The 20,795-nt window shown below is 48.3% G+C and carries 8 protein-coding genes; 4 read left to right on the top strand and 4 right to left on the bottom strand.

The genetic code is table 11. The annotated features are described in order from the left end of the window. Nucleotides 1-184: 184 nt before the first annotated feature. From ACFO1S_RS17735 to ACFO1S_RS17720, 4 genes are read left to right on the top strand one after another with little or no spacing between them, the layout of a single operon-like run. Nucleotides 185-601 (top strand): MerR family transcriptional regulator, encoded by a 417-nt coding sequence (locus ACFO1S_RS17735; RefSeq protein ID WP_204603918.1) that lies wholly within the window; start codon nt 185-187, stop codon nt 599-601. Beyond that, nucleotides 598-1,128: a hypothetical protein gene (locus ACFO1S_RS17730; protein WP_378127248.1), complete on the top strand. Its 531-nt coding sequence runs from the start codon at nt 598-600 to the stop codon at nt 1,126-1,128. The genes ACFO1S_RS17735 and ACFO1S_RS17730 overlap by 4 nt, the downstream gene beginning before the upstream one ends. A gap of 15 nt (nt 1,129-1,143) precedes the next feature. After that, nucleotides 1,144-1,725 carry an ATP-dependent Clp endopeptidase proteolytic subunit ClpP gene (clpP, locus tag ACFO1S_RS17725; protein WP_204603916.1) on the top strand — a complete coding sequence of 194 codons (582 nt, stop codon included), beginning with the start codon at nt 1,144-1,146 and terminating at the stop codon, nt 1,723-1,725. A gap of 18 nt (nt 1,726-1,743) precedes the next feature. Beyond that, complete coding sequence (locus tag ACFO1S_RS17720; protein ID WP_204603915.1) at nt 1,744-1,926, top strand: hypothetical protein; 183 nt, start codon at nt 1,744-1,746, stop codon at nt 1,924-1,926. Nucleotides 1,927-2,001: 75 nt separating this feature from the next. Here the strand turns inward: ACFO1S_RS17720 and ACFO1S_RS17715 are convergent, their stop codons facing one another. The 4 genes from ACFO1S_RS17715 to ACFO1S_RS17700 form a co-directional block, all read right to left on the bottom strand. Continuing rightward, on the bottom strand, nt 2,002-8,826 hold the full coding sequence (locus tag ACFO1S_RS17715) for a polysaccharide lyase family 8 super-sandwich domain-containing protein (RefSeq protein WP_204603914.1): 6,825 nt from the start codon (nt 8,824-8,826) through the stop codon (nt 2,002-2,004). A gap of 380 nt (nt 8,827-9,206) precedes the next feature. Beyond that, complete coding sequence (locus ACFO1S_RS17710; protein ID WP_378127246.1) at nt 9,207-13,043, bottom strand: S-layer homology domain-containing protein; 3,837 nt, start codon at nt 13,041-13,043, stop codon at nt 9,207-9,209. Nucleotides 13,044-13,314: 271 nt separating this feature from the next. Then, entirely contained in the window at nt 13,315-16,305 is a 2,991-nt protein-coding gene (locus ACFO1S_RS17705; RefSeq protein ID WP_204603912.1) for an S-layer homology domain-containing protein, read from the bottom strand. Nucleotides 16,306-16,426: 121 nt separating this feature from the next. Then, nucleotides 16,427-20,761, bottom strand: coding sequence for a BREX system ATP-binding domain-containing protein (locus ACFO1S_RS17700; protein ID WP_204603911.1), 4,335 nt, complete (start codon nt 20,759-20,761; stop codon nt 16,427-16,429). Between the last annotated feature and the right edge of the window lie 34 nt (nt 20,762-20,795).

The raw sequence follows: 20,795 nt of genomic DNA, 5'->3' as shown, positions 1-20,795 counted from the left end.
CGAAGCAAGCAGACTTATCGCCCTTTCACTTCCCGACGGGAAGCTGGAAGGGCGTTATTTGTGTTTTTCTTGTTATAAGAGTTGTCGGGTTAAATGTTGTTGACGTCATGAATATAGTTACAGTAAACTGTATACAATACATTTAACTGTTTCTTAATCAGTTATGTGTAACAGGAGGGATATCATGAATAGTTATACCGCTAAACAGATCGCGGAGATTCTTCAACAAGATGACCCCAGAATGAATTTGAGAACTGTACGTTATTACACACAAATAGGTATGGTACCGCCGCTGGAATTGGCGGGAAATAAAAGGGTATATACAGATAAACACCTTCATTTTTTTCGAGCCATCATCACCTTAACAAGAACCGGTGAAACCTTAGCGTCCATCCAGGAAAAGTTAAAAACACTCTCTTTAGAAGAAGTAGAAAAAGTGGGCCAGCAGATGCACATTTATGACCCAAGCCGTGTTCTAGAAAACGAGACGCTTACAATAAATGAGGATGTCGCTATAACGTTAAGCCCTAGAATATCTGCCGAATTAAAACAAAAAGTCATTAACTCCATTTCCCAGGCCTTAAGGGGGGAAAACCATTGATCCTCAATTTGAGGTTGGCTAAACCAATCATGGAACAAGAAGAAGGCATGAATCATTTATGGATTCAGCTTTTCCCCATGAATTTTTCGCCAAATGATAAAGCGGAAATTCTTATTGATCTGCCTGATGGTCTTTATCGTGCTCCGAACCTTAATGGATATGAAGAAAGTAGTTCCAACGGTATCTTATTGGATTTGTCGCAAGATAAAGATGTACTTCTCGAACTATACACACAATTCCCGGTTAATTTTGGCGGTGCGCCCATTTCCGTGCGTTTGCGTTACCATGATAGCGAAAATAACTGGAATGAACTCATTCGTGAGCTCACTCTCCAATTCGTAAATGGAGATGAAATGGATGCGTTGGAAATTGACGAACAAGTCATTGAACGTGTAAAAGAAATAGTTAATCCTGCTGCCAATTTATCCTCATCACATGACGATTTGGTAAATATCCGACCACGAATATATGAGGTAAGAAGTAATGCTTACGCCTATCTTGAAAAGAAGTACCGCATAGATTACTAAAGAGGGGTTAAAACCATGAGCCTGATTCCTTATGTTGTAGAACAATCGGCCAGAGGGGAACGAGCTTACGACATATATTCTCGACTTCTCCGGGACCGAATCATTTTTGTATCCGGTGAAATCACCGACGAAATTGCAAATAGTGTTATCGCACAGCTTCTATTCTTGGACGGCACTGATTCCGATATGGACATTAGAATGTATATAAACTCTCCCGGGGGCTCCATAACTGCGGGGATGGGTATTTACGACACAATGCAATTAGTAAAATCCGATGTATCAACCCTATGTGTAGGTATAGCGGCTTCCATGGGAGCCTTTTTGTTGGCTAGCGGAGCGAAAGGAAAACGGCTTGCTCTTCCTAACAGCGAAATTATGATTCACCAGCCTCTCGGAGGAGCACGCGGCCAAGCCAGTGATATTGAAATCAGCGCCAAACGCATATTGCGTATTCGCGACCGTATAAATCAGTTATTAGCACGGCAAACGGGACAGCCTATTGAGAAGGTAGAGAAAGACACCGATCGCGATAATTTTATGGATGCGCATGAAGCAAAGAATTATGGGCTCATCGATGAAATCATTAGTAAAGCTTAAAACGGCAGGTGATCTAAGATGGAAAGCGAACAAGCCGAATATACGGTGGAATACCAGGATACTTATGGTGTCGTGTATTATCGAAATGTAAAAGCATCAGATATTGCTGAAGCCAAGGCGTTAATTCGTCAAGGAAACCCTGATGTTGTGATACGTGCAGCTACGATTTTTCTGGATAACACATCCAATAAAAATCATTAACTCTCCCGATTTCTTCCCCGAACGCATAACAAAACGGGGTTTTCCATATAGAAGGAAAACCCCGTTCGGTAAGAACTATCTGTTATACAAGTTGTAAATGATAACCGCTACTTCAGCCCTTGTTGCTGTTCCCTTCGGATTTATGGAATTGCCGCTGCCTTTTATAATTCCTGCCTTGATTAAAGCTGCCACAGCATTAAATGCGTAACGGCTTATTTGCGCCGAGTCAGAATAGCCATTCAGTTCCGAAGCCTGTTCCAAAGGTTTACCGGCTATATTCATTGCTTTTGCTGCAATAACCATCATGTCTTCCCTTGTAATCTTTCCTTTTGGATTGAAATTGTTGCTGCCAACCCCCGTTGTTATTCCAAGGGCTTTGGCTGTGGCCAGAGCTTCTGCATAATATGCGCTTGAGCTTACATCTGCAAAGTTGCTTTGCGTTTGTACAGATAACCCAAGAGCCTTCACAAGCAATAGTACGAAGTCTGCCCGCGTAATATCGGCAGAAGGATTGAAGGTTGTTGCAGAGGTGCCGCTTATCACCCCTTTAGAGGCCATTACTTCAATTGCTTTTCTTGCCCATGAATGTTGACCAATGTCGCTAAAGCTCTTCTTAGCATAGGCCACCGCATACTTGCCAAGGTGTGTTGTTGTAAAGGTTACCGTACCCGTTACGGAATCATACTTGCCAGTGGGTACCGCCACTGCCTTTCCTGCTTCATCCATGTACCATACGACGATAAACTCCGGGTCGGCAAGTTCAGCTGCTGTAGGCGAATACGGCAATTCCACTGTCACAGGCGCTTTTGATTTGCTCTGTGTGATCCTCGTGCCGTTTATACTTACATAGAGCTCAACTACAGGTCTCTTACCTATTTGTGACTTTACTGCCGAATCAACCTCGTTTGCGTCTGCTTTTGCGATAACGAGGCTTACAATCTGGGCCCCTGCTGTATCTATTGACGTGAGCATGTTTCCAGTTACGGATACCTTACCGAGTTCTGTTACGATTTCGATCCTCTTGGTTGCATCTCCTGACGTCAGAGCTGTCGTCGGCAAGACCGATGCATAGGCGCTGGCTTCTTCAGCCTTAGGTACAAGGACGATTACTGTATTAGAGGCTTCGAGAGCTTTGGTCAACGCATCTGCATCAAGAGTCGTTGTTGCTACGCCTGCCGTATTCACTACAGGTGCAGGCGCCTGAAGGGTAACCGGTCCATCTCCTGTCGGCGTTGTTGTCGGTGATGTAACGGATGAATCCCCTCCACTAGGATTGCCTCCCCCATTGCTTTGTCCGCTTCTTCTGACGGTTACAATACACGTTGCTGCTCGACCGCCGTCTTCTGTCGTTACGGTTATGATCGCCGTTCCTACTGCCACAGCGGTTATCTTGCCGTTACTGTCGACAGTTGCAACCTTGGTGTTGCTGCTTGACCATGTTACATTCTTGTTTACTGCTGTGGATGGCGTTACGGTAGCCGTCAATTGTCCGCTTATTCCTACAGTCAGATTTAATGTGCTCTTGTCGAGCGTTACTCCGCTTACTTTCTTCGAAGCTTCCACCAGTTCTTCATACTGTATTTCTGCAGCTGCCAATCCTTCATAATTATCCACTAATGCTTTCTGATCATCAGTCAGACGATTATAAGCTTCCCGTGCGGCATCGATCTCTCCCTTGCTATTCAAGGAAACCATGCCGATTGCATTTATCAATGCCTTTACAGTTTCCACTTCTGCATCAACCACTCTTATGACCTGTTCGTACACCAGCTGTGGATTAGCAACGCTGACCGCTCTTACGACTGCGGTTCCTACGCCGATCGCTTTTATTAAACCTTCGTTAGATACGAGGAGTACACGTTCATCGCTGGAGGTCCAGTGAATGTTCTTTATGGATGCATTATCGGGAGTAACCGAAGCGTCAAACTGGGCCATTGTCCCTTTATCGATAATGGCTACGCCGCCTCGCACCTCAAGATTGGAAACCGGTATGGGAGCACCAATGTAATCCGTTACCGTGACTTCAGCGATGTCATAAACAGCTTCCGAAACCGTTGAATAAGCCTTTATGAAGGTCGACCCCGTTGTTATCCCCGTAACAACGCCTTTATTGGATACCGTCGCTATTTCAGGGTTTAGACTGACGAATTCAACGCTCCCCTCATTCACATAAGGCGGATTTGTAATGATCGCAGCCGTTTTCTTATGGTTTCTTAGCACAGAAAGCTTATCGGAAGCAAACTGAATTGAACTAACCGTTGTTTGCGCCAAGCTCCCATAGACCTCGAACTCGAATAAAGAATATCCATAAGTGGAGCCGCGCTTAATGCCTTGCATCCGAACGAATCTTCCCTCTAACGGCTCATCGAGCGCATACCTCTTCCATCCGGCAGAACCGTTTCTTTCATAGACTGCAGTAGTAACCGTACTCCCGCTGTCATCCAGCACCTGAATGTCGTACTCTTTACCGTAAGCGGACTCCCATAGCAAATTAATCTGATGGATCTTGCTTGTAGCGCCTAAGTCAATGGTATACCACTGGCTATCTGTTCTCGCAGACGCCCAGCGCGTTGAGGTATCCCCATCTATCGCAGCTTTAGGAACGCCATTAGTAGAGTCATTGCCGCTTGTTGTCGCTGTTTTTCCTAGTGAAAGATTTTGCAGTATAACTCCGTCCACCCCTTTTTGAGGCTGAAACGAGAGGACGCGGAACTCATAGATCGAATAGGCCGCAGTGGCTTTCGTACCGCTCAATCTGACGTATCGGTATTTTTGTACTTCGCCAAATTCAATCCAGACCTTACCGCCACTGCCGTTCGTCTCCGTATAAAGAGTGGTCCAGGCATTGCCATCCATAGAGCCTTGAACCACATACTCTGTTGCATATTGCTGCCAGTTCAGTTCGATTGCTCCAAATCCTTTAGGTGATCCTAAATCAACCTGCAGCCATTGAACATTTCCAACGCTGGACTCCCAACGGGAAAGATAATCGCCATCAATGGCTTTATTCGCCGTGTACACGCCATTGGCAGAGCTTGCAGTGATATTTGCGTTAAGTGCAAGGTTTTGTGAAGTACGGACAATCATATTTGCCCTTACATCTGCCTCCGTTCCAAGGACAGTAGCTGTAAGAACCGCAGTTCCGAGCGCCCTGGCCTGCAATGTTCCTGTTGAATTGTTTACGGTAGCAATGTCCTTGTCCGAGATCGTATATTCTATTTCACCTGTCGCATTCATCGGCGCCAGTTTGACTGCCGGGGCCAAATCATACTTCATCACCGCTTCATGCTGCTTATCCTTAAAGCGAATCTTCTGTACAGGTGCAATTTCATGGACGTATGCCAAGTATAGGTCGGCAATAGCAATTGAATCGGCTTCGCCGCTTATTGTAAGCAGTAGATAATTCGTACCCTCCTCTAATGCAGGAATGCTGTAAACCAATTTATGATAGTCCCCATAATCACCGCCGGCCGTCTCTTGACCGGAAGCAACAGGCACAAAGCTTATCCCGTCTTTGGAAGACATAACCGATACCGTACCGCCATTGTCTTTGGCAATATAAGCTGTAAGCTTGGCGTTTCTTATATTGGTATAACTATAGAGCATTGTTGCATTCCCGGAACCGCTTTTAATCAGAATATCCTTATCGCCGCCGAATTTAACGCCGTCTCCCGTCCTATAGTCGGCATCGCCTTCTACCTCATAGGTTCTGGAATCATCCAGCATCGTATCCATGACCACACGGTCAGAGGTCCAAGCATAATTGATTGCCAGCTTTGAGAGCTGCGGCGCCCAAATCTTGGTGTTGTTGGAGACGCCAATCTTGATATACTTTATGGAACTATCCAATTCCCCTGAATTGGTATAGACAACTTTACTCCACTTATCTTTGACTACGGTTCCGTTTTTGGCTGCCGGAATGGGAACCCAGTTCTCGTTATCTGTTGAACCGTAAAATTGCAGAATGGTATTATCCCCTGCACTAGCTAAACCGTAATCATAGGTCGTCAGCTCAAAGCTTTTGGGTGACGGAACATAATAGGTGATATATTCCTCTCGTCTTGGATTCGTCTTATCCGCGTCATTTCTCTTAATCCGAGTGACATCTCCATCATAATAAGTACTCGCATTGGAAGCGTCGGTTGCCCATCCTCCGGAATAACTGACCGTCTTGGAGAAATCTTCGAATTCTTCGATCAAAGTGCGCGTATTGCCGATGCTATAGGATTTTTCTTGCGATAAGCCGCCTTCCCCTGAGTCATTAATCGCTTTAACCGCAAAATAATAAGTCGTATTGGCATTTAATCCTTTGATCTTCGCCGTATTTCCGGAAGTCACGAAGGATTCCGAATAGCTTCCGCTTTCCGTGCCATAAACCAGCTTGTAACCCGTTGCTCGCGAGGCTTTGGCAAATTCAAGACTTAAGGTGTTATCGCTTAATGCCATGTTTGTAATTGAGGTTTCTCCCGGCACCTCAAGTTCTTTGAAGGCGAACTCAGCTTCGATCGGATTCCCATAAGACTGATTGACATCCAGCTCAAACCTAATGGACGGAGAGGTTTGAATCACTTTAATCCGGCTATCTTTTGATATAACCCCGACGGCCGCCCGATTGATATCCACGGTAATTGTGTCGGAATTTTTCTTAGTCGGATCTGATAGGGCAAAGCTGAGCTTGTTATCGTCTTCTTTAATCATAATAGAAGAAGCTCTATCAACAGACAGATAATCCTTTACCCCTATTGCATCAATGGATTGATCGCCATCCTGCCAGAAATTCACGCCGAGGGTATGGAGCGTTTTCTCATATACGGCGTGTACATCATTATCCTGGCGGATAATTTCAATATCGCTGGAGTCTGCGTAGTTCTCAACCTGCGCTGCGGTCGTTCCAGGCAATAGAACGTAGGCATAGCTTTCATTCACCGGCTTTGAGCCATGATCAATCCACATCGTAAGGTAATTGGCTGATTGCACATTCTCATCTACATTATAAGAGCCCAGATCGGTCCATTTTCCTGTACGGTTTTTACGGACTGCGCCAAGCTTGGTTTCTTTCGGAAAATAAACGCCGATATTTGAGCCTTTCGCATTCCCTTCGATTAATGCCCACCTGGCATTATCGATTTTACCGTTCCATCCAAGCTCGCTCGACTGCTTTTCTCCATTAATAATTAAAGCATTATCGCCCGTAATATAATGGTTGTCGATCGTGGTTTCAACATTGTTATTATGTGTGGAAGTAATCCCCGTTCCTAAGGCTACAACCTCGTCATCAAACATAAACCACGATTTTTTGGCGCTCACCTTTGTGGCGGTGGATGAAATCTCCAGGCCGGCCGTGCTGTAAGATTGATCAAGCGTTGTGCTTCCCGCAAAGGCGTTCGAATTGGTATGGCTGCTCACGGAAATCCCGCTAACGGCAGTTACACCCGAAAGGCGATACCAATCGAGCGTTGGTTTTTGATAAGTATACTGTCCGATATCGGGTGTATAAATATAAGTCTGTCCAAGACCTGTGTACCAGCCTTTTGTATTGCTGTCGCCTTGCTCGAAGGTTGTGATATCGTTGCTGTACATGGAAAGACCGAAAGTGAAGTTGTCTGTAGTATGAACCGTTCTTGAGCCTTTGCCGAAGGTATAGCTTTTCCCTGCATTCGATACAGGTTCGATTGAATCATCCTTAAGAATTTCCAATGTTTTAGAGAGATTGTATACGGGAAACATATACCAGGCCACGCCGGCACCCTCATTTAAAGTACGTATGGCGTTCTCATTATTCAGCCATTCCTTAATCATTCCCTTAAGTCTCTTCCCCTCTTCCTCGGGCACCGATTCGGAGTATAGCAGAACGTCAAGGCTGATAGTGATGCCGGCATAGGCATCGGTCGTATCTGTACGGGTGATTTCACGTCCCCTGACCATATCCATGAAGATACCCTTATACATGAAAGGCACATAGCTTTTTTCCACAATCGTGCTCATATTATCTCTTTCGGGACCGGTAATTTCCCATGGAGAGCTATCAAGCATATAAATGAAATGACTAATATCGGAAAATGCTTCTTTACCGTAGCCGCCATTATAAACTACATTTCCGTGCTGCATAAATGTACCGTCTTTGTAATAGCCGTCACCGCTTGTCACATAACCCATATAGGAAGGGACATCGTTCTGTACATAGGCAAGGATTGAGCTGTCCTTAAGAAGAATACCCGAATACAGGCGGACACGATCTCTCCACAAAGCATTTGCGCCCACATACATATAAGCGGCTCCTCCGGTTTTGATTGCACCCTGAAGAGCAGTTGTTACATAAGTCTGGATCTGTTCTGCTGTCAGATAATCATACATAAGCAGAACGGTCTCGCTAAAATAAATCGGGCTCCCGATTTCCCAAGTAAACCAGTTCCCATAAGAATTCGTTTCCACTCCGATCTTAAAATGATTTTTATAAATATAATCCATTCCTCGCAGTATCTCGCTTTTCAATCTTTCATTCTGATAAAGCTCGCAGCCTTTGGTCTGAAAGGCCAATGCCATAAACTTAAGGCCTCGGATCGTAAACTGAGTATTATTGGAATCGCTATATGCGGAACCGCGATTGCCAAGCATATACTCCGCCCAAAGGTAATCATTGTTTCCCCAATCCGGTGTCGGACTCGGATTGATCCTGTCAAGAAGATCCTGCGCCACATGATTTATCGCTTGAAGCAGCCCTTGCATATTCGGGTCATTAGGATCATAATCACCGCCCATGGCCAAGTACTGCCATTTCTCCCGCAGCTTATCGAATTCATCAACCGTTTTCCCCGCTGCGAAACTAGTCATACTGTTCAAAACCGTGGTCAGCATCATTACAAGAGCTAAAACAATACTTACTATACGTTTTTGCTTCATGACGATTCTCCCCCTTAAAGTAATGTTTCCTTCTGTGCTTCACGAATCGAAACGCATGGACAGTCAACGCCGCCGCAGCCCGACAACACCATGCCGATCACGGCCGGTGTCGATAGGTTTTGCCCTGCTCGGCATTTGTGTAACCGCTTTCCAAATCTCATTCTATCGAAGCGCAGAGGCGCGCGCTAGCGGGGTGAATCTATCTTTTATTCCGATTTTTCGCCCAATCGTCCTCTGTTCCGTGCAGATAAAGCAAAAAGGAGGCGGCACGCCCCCCTCTTTGCAGCCGATCGGCGATCTCCCGCCTCGTCTATGAAAATAAGGGTTACCTCGGGGCCGTTTGAACAACCGGCTTCGGGTAACCCTTCATTAATTACGCCCTATTTCTTTGCCGTTAGCATTTTCAAGAGAACCGTCACGGCTTCCGCTCTTGTCGCATGATCCTGCGGTGCGAACTGGTTATCGCCCTTTCCTTGAACAATGCCGAGCTTCTTCAACTCTGCTACCGCATCTTTCGCCCATGCCGGAATGTCCTTGTCATCTGCAAAGCCGGTTGCCGCAATCGCCTCAGGCGGCCGTCCCAAAGCATTAGCGAGCATCATTGCCATCTCGACTCGCGTAATTTCCTCATTCGGACGGAAAGCTCCGTCCGAATAGCCATGAATGATCCTTTCTTGAACCGCTTGCGCAACGGCTTTCTGCGCCCACGCTCCGATTTTGGCCGTGTCCGTGAACGTCGGAGACGACGCTTCATCTTGCGGATTCATGGCATTCATCAACAAGACGGCAAATTCTGCCCGAGTCACGGAACGATTCGGCTTAAACGTTCCATCCGGGTAACCTTTGACGATGCCGCTATCTACTGCCTCTTTGATGCTAGCCTCAGCCCAATGTCCGGTAACATCGCTCATGTTAGCCGTTGGCTCCGTGCCCGTCGATCCCCTTTCTCCTACGACGAGTACCGCATACTTCGTAAAATGATTCACTTCTACCGAGATGCGATTGCCGTCCGCCTTGCCTCCGACTTCTACCCATTTCTTCTTGGCTTCGTCGTAGTAGAAAATAGCCGCCCTTTGGTTACCCTTTATCCTTGTCGAATCGAAAGTGAGGGTCAGCATTACCGGCTTGCTGAAGTTCTCCGAGAAGTTTTTCAAAACCTCATAGATTGGACTTGCCGGCACTTCGTTGTCCGTTAGCAGGTTCTGCATGTTCAGCACTTTTTCAATCGTTAATCTCAGTTCCTTGTCTGTTGCGTTTGCAGGAATATCGATCTTGATCCCATCGCCCAAATGAACTTCTCCCGATCCGCCTGCGGGAAGCGAAAGTTGGCCGTTCTGCGAGACGACTTTGCCATTGTCCGGAGGCGTTACGATGTTACCCCCACCGCCTCCGCCCGGTGGCGTTGTGGGTGCTGCCGATACGGCAATCGTTGCTGCTCCGGTTATGCTCGTATCGAAGGTGGAGCTTGCCGTAACGGTGTAATTGCCTACGACCGCATCCGATGCAACCGTCACTAAACCATTCGCATCGACTGTTACTTTGGGATTGCTGCTTGTCCAAGTTACGGTTAGCGGTGCTCCGCCCGTCGCTATTACATTTGCAGTTAATTGCCGATTTGCTCCCTGAACCACTGTAGCCGTTGCCGGACTTACGGTTACACTTGTCACAGCTCCCACATTCAACTTCGAGGTTACCAGAGAAGGCAGAGCGCTTGTCGTTGCCGCTGTTCTCACTTGCAGATTATCATTCGGATATGCCGATACGTCTATCGTTGCCGTTCCCGCCGCAATCATGGGCGTCACGGCTTGCCAGGTTGTGCCGCCATCTCTGCTGTATTCCATCGTTAAGTTAGCACCTACAAGTTTCACGGCAGCCTGCCCGCCGGACAAATTCGCCGATACTCCGCTTGGCGCACTTGCCGCTGTCGCTACGTGAATCGCTGTTGTGGCGGCGCTCGCCAATTCGCTTGCGGTCGCTTTTACGCGTACTTTTACCGCTTCTCCGCCAACAAAAGCGTGTGACGTGTGTGGTGCCGTTGCATTCGCCCATGTTGCGCCGTTGTCCGTGCTATATTCTTGCAGTGCCGTAGTTCCCGTTATTTGATTAGCCGACACATCGACTCCTATGCCGCTCGGCGCTCCTGCCGCACTCGCGATTGAGGCCACCAGGCGATAATTTGTCGGAAGAGCCACTTCACGAACATATAAATTCCCGGCCGTAAACGAGACAACTGTATTCGTATCGCTTGCGCTCAACCACGTTCCATCCGTTCCGTCCGTTGAATCCAAGCTATATTCCATTGTCGCTGACGTACCGGTGATTTTTCCGCCTAATACGTTAATGCCTACACCGGATAAGCTGAGCATTACCTTGACCGTTGCCGTTCCTATTTTGCTAGCGTCCGCGGTTGACGTTGCCGTAAGGGTGTAGTCGCCTGACGCTGCATTCGGGGCAACCGTCACCAATCCGTTCGCATCAACGGATACATTCGGGTTATCGCTGCTTGCCCAGGTTACGGTTTGAGCCGCTCCGCCCGCCGTTAACAATACGGCAGTCAACTGCTGCGTCGCTCCCGCAGCCACGCTCGAAGTTGCTGGACTTACGCTTACACGAATTACGGCTGACGGTACCGCTGCCTTAAGGTAAGGAGAGCCATTATTATAGGAAGGATCGATTCCCCAGGCCCCTCCACCGTTTGAAAAATCAAATCCGGCATACGTAGAATGAAGCTTCATGGCTTCGGTTGATACGTATGTACCAAGACCATTATCGACAGGTATGTCGTAATAGCTGCTGCTGATTATTCCTGTAATCCGGGAACCTACTAAGCCGCCCATCCCCCAACCATCGCTTACACTACCCGTTGCGTAGCTGCTGAAAATATAGCCCTGACTCAGACCAACCAAACCGCCTATCGTGTCATTTCCTCTCCCGCTTCCCGATGCATAGCTGTCTCTGATCACCCCATTACCATAGTTCCAGCCAACCAAGCCCCCGATGTAACTGCCTCCCGACAAGCTTCCCTCAGCATGGCTGCTGCTTATTCTTCCATCATTTGAACCCACTAGTCCTCCAGCACCACGTGTGCTGGCTTCAACATGGGCTGCGGCATAGCTGTTGCTAATTGGAGCGTAATTGGAATTATTGCCGACCAATCCGCCTACGCTGCTTACGCCGTTGAGGTTTCCCGTGACGCTGCTGTTGCTGATGACGCCTTCATTAAATCCCACCAAACCGCCTACATAGGTATTTGCGTTAATCGCGACGTCTTCCAGTTTCATATTTGTAATAACGGCATGCGCGCTAGTATGACCAAATAAACCGACGGAACTGCGGCTGGGCATGTTAATCGTTAAATTTTTGATCGTATATCCGTTCCCGTCCAATGAACCTTCGAAATACGAACTCGAATCTCCAATCGGCATCCAGCCCTCTCCCGAGGAGTAGCCGCTCAGATCAATATCTTCTGTCAGCTTATAATAATCGCCAATTCCCATTTTGTCCCTGATCTTAAAGAGCTGATCTGCGGTTGCAATCTCATAAGGAATGCTTTCCGTCCCCTCTCCGAATAAGATACTTTCCATGACCAGGATCTGATTGTAAGGAACCGCAGAGCTATCTACGAAAGCTCCGGTATCGATTCGGATGATGTTCTCCGAGCCGACTAAGGCATGCTGGAAGTGGATGGAGAACGTGCTTGACGATACGGTGGACGCGAGATTCGAGACGATATCGTTCGTGCCCAGCGACGAAAAGGTTGCTTCTCCCGTCTTCTGCACAGTAATTTTGCTTCTCAAATCCTCTATCGTGCCAGCCTGTGCCGCATAAACATTAAATGTAATCGTAACTGTCCGATGATCTCCGCTGCCGTTTGCGGTCACTCCGCTATCCAGCTGCAAGTCGCGAATATCGCAGGATTTCACGGTGCCGATCGCAGGATCCGTTACGGACAATCCCGTCGCCGAACAAGTCACGTCTCCAGTAATCACTTTCGTTACATATCGGGTATCCGCTCCGAATCGCAACTCTTTCGTCCCGGAGGGGGAACACGTCTCGCCTTCATCCGCGCAGTGCGTCCAATCGCTGCCGACGTCTGCCGACGCAGGCAACGTGAATGAAGACGATAACAAAGAAAATAGCATCAATCCCAATAGGATTCGAACCGTAAATCCTTTTATCCGCACTCGCGCAGAACCGTATAATCTCATCCTAAACATCGTTGGTCCTTCACTCCTCTTGCTATTATCAATCTGATAGATTCAGTATAAAAACTACCAGTGAAAGAATAATAAAAGAAATTAACGTGAAAATGCCCAAAGCCGCACAGGATCGATACTCCGCATGTTCGGGTGGATGTCTAATTTATTTTTGTCGAAGGCAATCTGCATTGAAGGCTTTGCCTCTGAGGGTTAACTCATCAAATGAAAACAAGGGTTACCTTGGGCCGTTTGATCAACCGCCTTCGGGTAACCCTTAATTAATTACGTCCTATTTCTTTGCCGCTAGCATTTTTAACAGAACCGTTACAGCCTCTGCTCTTGTAACAGGGTCATGAGGGGCAAAATGGTTATCGCCTCGCCCTTGCACAATGCCTAGCTTCTTCACCTCTGCTACCGCGCCTTTCGCCCACGTCGGAATTTCCTTATCATCCGCGAATCCGGTTGCGGTATTCGACTCCACGGCCAGACTGAGCGCTTTCGCGATCAATACTGCAACCTCGGATCGCGTCATTTCGGCATTCGGACGGAATGAATCGTCCGGATAGCCTTTAATGATGCCTGATTGAACCGCTTGCGCAACGGCTTTCTGCGCCCAACCTCCGATCGTCGCCATGTCTGTGAAAGTCGGAGATACTGCTTCGGCTTGCGGTTTCAAGACTTTCATCAGCATAACTGTAAATTCTGCTCGCGTTACGGTACTCCCAGGCTTAAAGGTTCCGTCGACGTAACCGTTCACGATACCCTCTTTTACCGCTTGCTTGATACTCGCCTCAGCCCAGTGTCCTGCGATATCGCTAAAGCTGGTTTCCGGCTCGGCAGGCGTTGTCGCTTCCGACACAGGAAGACCTGTCGTTTGATCTACAACAAGTACCGCGAACTTCGTAAAGTGATTAACCTCTACGGTGATATGGTTCCCGCTTGTTTTGCCGCCCTTAACTTCCACCCATGCCTTCTTCGCTTCATCGAAATAAAATACGGCAACCCCTTGACCGCTCTTCACTTTTTTCGCATCGAATGCAAGAGTTAACGTTACCGGCTTCTTGAAATTTCCTGAAATGTTTTTCAATACTTCATATACCGAGCCTGCAAGAATCTCTTTATTGTTAATAAAGTTTCTCGTATCCAGCAGCTTCGTGATCGTTAATTTTAATTCCTGATCTACTGCTCCTGTAGGAACGGTGATCGTAATCCCATCGTCCAAGCTAACCTCGCCAATCGAACCCGTTGGAAGCGTCAGCTTGCCGTCTGTTGACGTCACCTTACCTGGAACTGGAGCACCTCCGCCACTCCCCCCGCCAATCGGCTGAGTCGTTGCTTGGTTCACCGTCACCGTATACGTCACCTTTGTTACGCCATCCTGAGCGGTAACGATGACCTTGCTGCCCGTCGCTAATGAAGAAGCTACCGTTATTCCGTCTGCATTGTACACTTCATACGTTGCATCCGCTGCCGGCGTAATCGCGGCCTTGAGCGCTGCCAGTGTCGTTCCGTATGGAATAGCCGTAATCGTCTCATTCCCATTACCATTGCTGCTTACCGTTCCTAGCGTGGAGGTCAACGTTGCGTCTGTATTTTTCAATACCGTCACCGTATACGTCACCTTCGTTGTTCCATCCTGAGCAGTAACGATGATCTTGCTACCCGTCGCTAATGAAGAAGCTACCGTTATTCCGTCCGCATTGTACACTTCATACGTTGCATCCGCCGCTGCCGTGATCGCGTCCTTCAGCGCTGCCAATGTCGTTCCGTATGGAATAGCCGTAATCGTCTCATTCCCATCGCCATTGCTGCTTACCGTTCCTAGCGTCGAGGTCAACGTGGCGTCCGTGCTGCTGGTATGAATGTGGGTCTGAGCAACGGTTAACTCTTGTTGATACGATGCTGCATTTTGTGAATCTGCAACGAATCTAACATAGATTTTATCACCTGCCGTTACGCTAATATTATCTACAGAAGTGCCGTTTATCGGCTGGAACTCGCCATCGTTCAACTTGTATTCCATAAGTGCCGTAACCTGACTTAGCTTCGTTGTTCCCAGTAACGTTCCTGGCTCCAACGCTCCCGTTGACGGGGCATCCGGCCTTACAATCTCATAGCTATTGCTCATAATCAGGCTATCTATCTTACCTGGGTAAACGGCAATGGCCTTAATCGTGACATCATCGTTAATCTCTATAGGTTCGCCCGGATCGTACAATTCACTAGCCGCTGTCGGATCGTCGCCGTTCGTGGTGTAATAGATGGAAGCGCCGGCTGTCCCGCTTGTCAGCGTCACTTCTGTGCCAACTGTAACGGGTCCATCCGCAGGATTCAGGGATGCTACAGGCGTTTGGGCGACAAACGCTCTTAATTGAGGGTACATGTTAGGAAGCATCACCCATACATCGTTAAAATCCCAATCCGCAAATGTCGATTGCTGTTGCATCTCTGCTGTTGTTTTCGGTGTGCCTTTAACCGAATTGTCGATTCCGCCTGTTGTTGTCCGATCATAGTAACTATTTACTGCGATAGGGTTACCCCCGGCTCCAACCAATCCGCCCTTAATTGAAATTGGATTTGACAGACTTACGGAACCGACAGCATAGCTATTCGAAATCGATCCGCCGTCTTTCCACCCAACCAAACCGCCAATATTAACCCCATTGACCTGCGCGGAAGAATAAGTGTTGGAGATCGAACCGCCTTCTTGATACCCCACTAATCCGCCTGCATATGATGATGCATTAACTTCGCCTGTTGAATAAATACTGGAGAGAGTCCCCTTCCTTAGAGTCCCCGCCACGGAACCCGTAAAGAACCAACCTTTTGTTTGCACATTTTCCAATCCGATATTTCTGATCAAGGCGTTATCATGATTGATTTCACCGAAGAGGCCTATATTTGCATTCCCAGTATCAGTACGATTTATTTTCAGCCCCCTAATCACGTGACCGTCGCCATCCAGAGACCCTGTAAAACCGTTAATCGGATTCCAAAAAGCACCGTTGTTATAGCCCGCGCCTGTTACAGAAAGGTACTCCGTCAGATCAATATTGTTGCCAAGCTTATAGTGCTTGCTAGTGCCCATGCGAATATCGTTTAACTCCTCCGGCGTAGTCACCAGATAGGGATTGACCTCAGATCCGTCCCCGCTGCTATAACCGGCTGCATAAGCCTTGCCTTCCCCTGCCGTGAACCATTCCGGCAAACTGCCGATCACCATCATCATGACGAGAATAAGCAATGCCACTTTTTTACTTGCACGATACTTTGTACTCATGTTCTTCTTCTCCCTCTTACAACTAAGTAATATAGTCCTAAGAATAGGTCCCAAGCCAAAATAAAAACACTAACAAAAGTTAGTGTTCGGCGGATAATAGGGAAAAAAGTCGACGGCAGCGCTAATTCACTAGCTCTAACTCCTTTGCGCGGGCAATCGCCTGACTCCTTCTTTTCACTCCCAGCTTTCCATAGAGATGATGAATATAGCTTTTGACCGTACCTTCCGTTAATCCGAAACGATAGGCAATTTCCTTATTGGATAATCCGTCTGTCAGCGCGTACAAAATCTCTGTTTCACGATTCGTCAGCGGTTCTACTAGCGGCTGCGAAGCTCTAGCAGATTCCGATGACGGACGGGCATCCGAAGGAATGGGCGAATAGCTCTGGCCTCGGGAGTCCCCCAACGACTTCAAATACATGATCCGGGCAATCATTAACTCTAGTAACGCCAGCCTTTCCTTCGTGAAGACGCCGGATAAGAGGCTGTTCTCCAAGTAGAGCGCGGACGGCGACCGTCCTCCCGGAAAAAGAACGGGCATACAAAGTACGGATCGAGACTGGCTTCTCCTAATAGAGGGATCGGCCGAATAGGAGCTGCGCGAAGCGTTCGCAAGAACTACCGCTTCGCCCGTTGCCATCACATAACGAACGATGGACTCCGCATACGCCCGGCCTCCTTCGTCGCTCCCTGTGCCAGCTTCTTCTTCAACGGAAGAGCCCGCAGCATCGCTATGGAGAATAAATCCTTTTTCCGCGCCTGAATAGCGAATAACGGATTCCAGGAATTGACTCATCGTTTTGCAGTTGTCCAGCGAATTCATCCATTCCGTATTTGGATGGCTATACCCATTATCCGCAGCTAACCCCGGCAGGGGGGTATGTTTAGTTTCAATGGGTTCGAGTTCCTCCGCCGCTGCCGCGCTTTCCCCGTCAATCCCCCTCACAATCGATCCCGGCCCTTGATTGTCTCTCAGCCTTCTGGCTTTCGCATAGGCCCCCCATCTTGAATAGGCATCGCAAGAATCGGCTATAAGCGCCTCCGCCCCGTTCATACTGCCGATCTGTCGATAGAAAATAGAGGCTCGTTCACAAGAAATAGCCTCCATTAGCCCCTCGCCTGCATGGCGGGCTACCCGTATCGCCTCCTCGAATAATCGGGCGGAGGCAACTCGATTGCCCTCGATTCTATGCAGCTCGGCCTGGATGAGCAGATAAGTCGAAGAATTCTTGCCGGAATAGCCGGACCATCGCTTCATGGTTCGCAAGTGCTTGCGCAGCATGACACGTATGTCTTTCTGCTCGTTCGGCGATACTTCCGTATACATGGCGGCAAGCGTTAGGGAATGGTATATTCTTTGCTTGCGATAGTGGACCCGAGTTTGGCGGTATGCATTGAATTTACCCTTCTCCACCCATTCAAGAGCTTCCCGATATCGTCCGAACAAATAAGCAATCTCGATCTGACAGGTGCATATATAATAGACTTCGTTATTCAAAGTTTCCTCGTATCGATCATTCAGCAAAGGGGTAACAACCTCATCGCTTTCTCCGGCTCCTACCTGCATTTGAGCGATGTACCACCTCGTAATCCGGAAAATATTCAGGGTGACTCCGTCCACAAGCTGCTGCGAAATCTCTTCATAATGTTTAATCCGTGCAGACAAGGTATGCAAATCCCCGGTATAGGTTGTCGTAGTCGTCAACATCGCAATGCTGACATACGTTAGATTAGCCGATTCCATTCCGTATTGAATCGCTTGCTCAAACTGCTCGAAGCCTTCATCCGGATTTATAATCCTAACTAGACCTCTAAGATAGTACAATCTGCATCGCAGGTCTGCGCTGTCAAAGGAAGCTGCAAGCTGGAAGGCCTGGTCTATATACTGAGACCCCGTGTAGAAACCCGATATTTTATGAATGACCATGCCGTAGGAAGCGAGCATAAAGGAGAAAGCCTCATTGCTTCCATGCTTTAGGCCGTAGCGAACGAACTTGGAGAATAACACAGCGGACATCTCAAGACTTAATGTAAATACAGAGGTGGTTATCGCCATGACCAAATCCGACAAGGCTTTATAGCGAGGCTCCCGATTGAGCGGTAAACGAAGTACATCTTTACGCCTATAGAACAGTGCGCCCTGCGCCAGCATGACTTCCTTTAACACCAACGCTTTGGAAGGTCTCCTTGGTAAATGCCAGCCGAATTCGGCTAGCGCCTGCTGCCCTACATGGACAGCCTTCTCGTCCTGCTTCATGTAGGTATACATGGCAATGCTTATCAGGTAAATGTGGGAGCGTTCTACCACTTCCGTCGTACAGGACATCAAGCGATCGAGCAGCCCCTCTGCACGATCCGCATGACCGCACATATATTCACATTCGGGCACCTCCAGCATGATCCGGTAAGCAAGAGATGTCGTATTCGTCCAATCGTCTTCGGATAGACGTAAGCCTATTTCAAAAAATTGCAAAGCAGCCGCAAATGCGGTCGTTGCCTTGGACTTCAAGCCCGCCTTATAATTGGATTCGGCAAGCTCTCTCTTCTCCGCTTCATCCACGATCTTGCCACTGCCCAGGTTCAAGTGATACACCGTATCGAATATCGAAAATTCGCTCTCGCCCGATAACTGATCTCGTATCGCGCGACCGATCGTCAGATGCAAGCCCGTTTTGTCCGATTCAGACAGGGTCATATAGGCCGCCTGCTGAATGCGGTCATGCAAGAACGTGTAATAGCCCCCGCCCGCGTGTGCCTCTTCGCTGACATCCTCTCGACCGATCAGCCCCTCTTCCTCGATTTGATCCAGAAGTTGACGGGCAACCTGCTGAGAATGACCGCTTACTAGAGAAATCGTCGAGGAATGAAAACGATATCCAAGGGCTGCGCCTATGGCAAGCAGTTCGATCTTCTCAGGAGAAAGCGTATGTATACGAGCCCCTATTAAATGAAGAATGTCAGGGTCCTCGGGTATTTGCGCGATGTCGGATGGGTCCCAGGCCCAAGACGCCTCTTCCTCTTTGTAATAAAGCCTATACTCCCGATAGAGATTGTCTAGAAGACGATTCAAGTATAGCGGATTACCGCCTGTTCGGTGGTATAACACCTCTGCGAGCGATCGGATACGAGTCGAGTTCTCGTCAAGGACATGCGATACGAATTGTCTCACTTCAATGTAGGAAAATGCTTGGAGAGGGATATGGCGCACCAATAATCGCAATTCATGATGCAAGGCAAGCGACTCCTGAATCCATTCAGCCGCATCGACGCCCGAAGCGGCTTCCTCCCGGTACGCACTTATTATTAATAAGCCGGGTCGTGCCTGATCGTGTACGATTGCGCGTAGAGCATCTATCGTAGCAGGGTCTGCCCATTGAAGATCGTCCAGAAAAATAACGAGGGGATGCCGCTCATCGACGAAAACTTTAATAAAAATAGGAACTAGCCGGTGAAAGCGGCTTGCAGCCTCAGCGGGGTTCAGGGGCTCTATTGCCGGAATTTCGTCGAACAGCTCTGCCGCTTCCGGCAATAGCTGTACGATTACAGCCGCACCTTGTCCCATTGCCTCTGTTAATTGACTCTTCAGCTTCGCCACCCTGTCCGGGGATTCGCTCCATATTTGCCGAATTAAGCTTCGCAGAGCTTGAAGCAGCGAAGAGAACGGATTATTGCGATTCAACATATCGCATTTGCCGCTAATGAACCGGCCGCCATCCATTCTGACCCGCATCTGAAGCTCGCGAACCAGCACGGTCTTGCCGCTGCCTGCGCTGCCGCTGACGAAAACAAAGGAAGATTCGCCCGCTCTGGCCTGTTCAAAAGCCTCTCGAAGAGCTCCTTCTTCCTTTTCCCGACCAAAAAGAGTCTGGGGAAGCCGAAAACGACTTCCCTCATCCGCACGTGCAATTTCGAAAGAGATCATCTCTCCCGTTTCCTTCAGGGATGAGGCGCATCTTTTCAAATCGGCTAATAAACCGTAAGCGCTCTGATAGCGTTCTTCCGGACTCTTTGACAGCAGCTTCATGATAATTGCCTCAAGCGGGCCCCCGCTATCGGAACGCAACTCGCGCAATGGCTTGGGCATAACGGCAAGGTGGACATGTATCCAATCTTCCATGCTTTGTGCTTGAAACGGCAGGCTGCCTGCCAGCATCTCATAGAAGATCATGCCCAGGGCGTACAAATCGCTGCGCTCGTCAGGCACTCGATTGATTCTGCCCGTTTGTTCGGGGGAGATATATGCGTAATCTGCTAATCCTTGATCGGGGAGAATTGTGACCTGCCTATCCAATTGAATCTGAATCCTCTTCGGGTTCAGATTTCCAATGACGATCTTCTGCTTATGAGCTCGATGTACCACTTCAGTCAGGCCAATTGCGATAGGTAAAAAGGAACCGACGTCCATGGATGCTCCATTCATCGATTCCTTTAATTCAACGACTTCTACAGGTGTCATAGTGCCTCCCAATCCGTACGCAGCGCTTCTTGTA

The sequence above is a fragment of the Cohnella boryungensis genome, from assembly GCF_042651945.1.
In the GTDB taxonomy this organism is placed as follows: Bacteria; Bacillota; Bacilli; order Paenibacillales; family Paenibacillaceae; genus Cohnella; species Cohnella boryungensis.
Note: the sequence above shows the minus strand (reverse complement) of the source record. Positions and strands in the feature narration are given on the sequence as shown.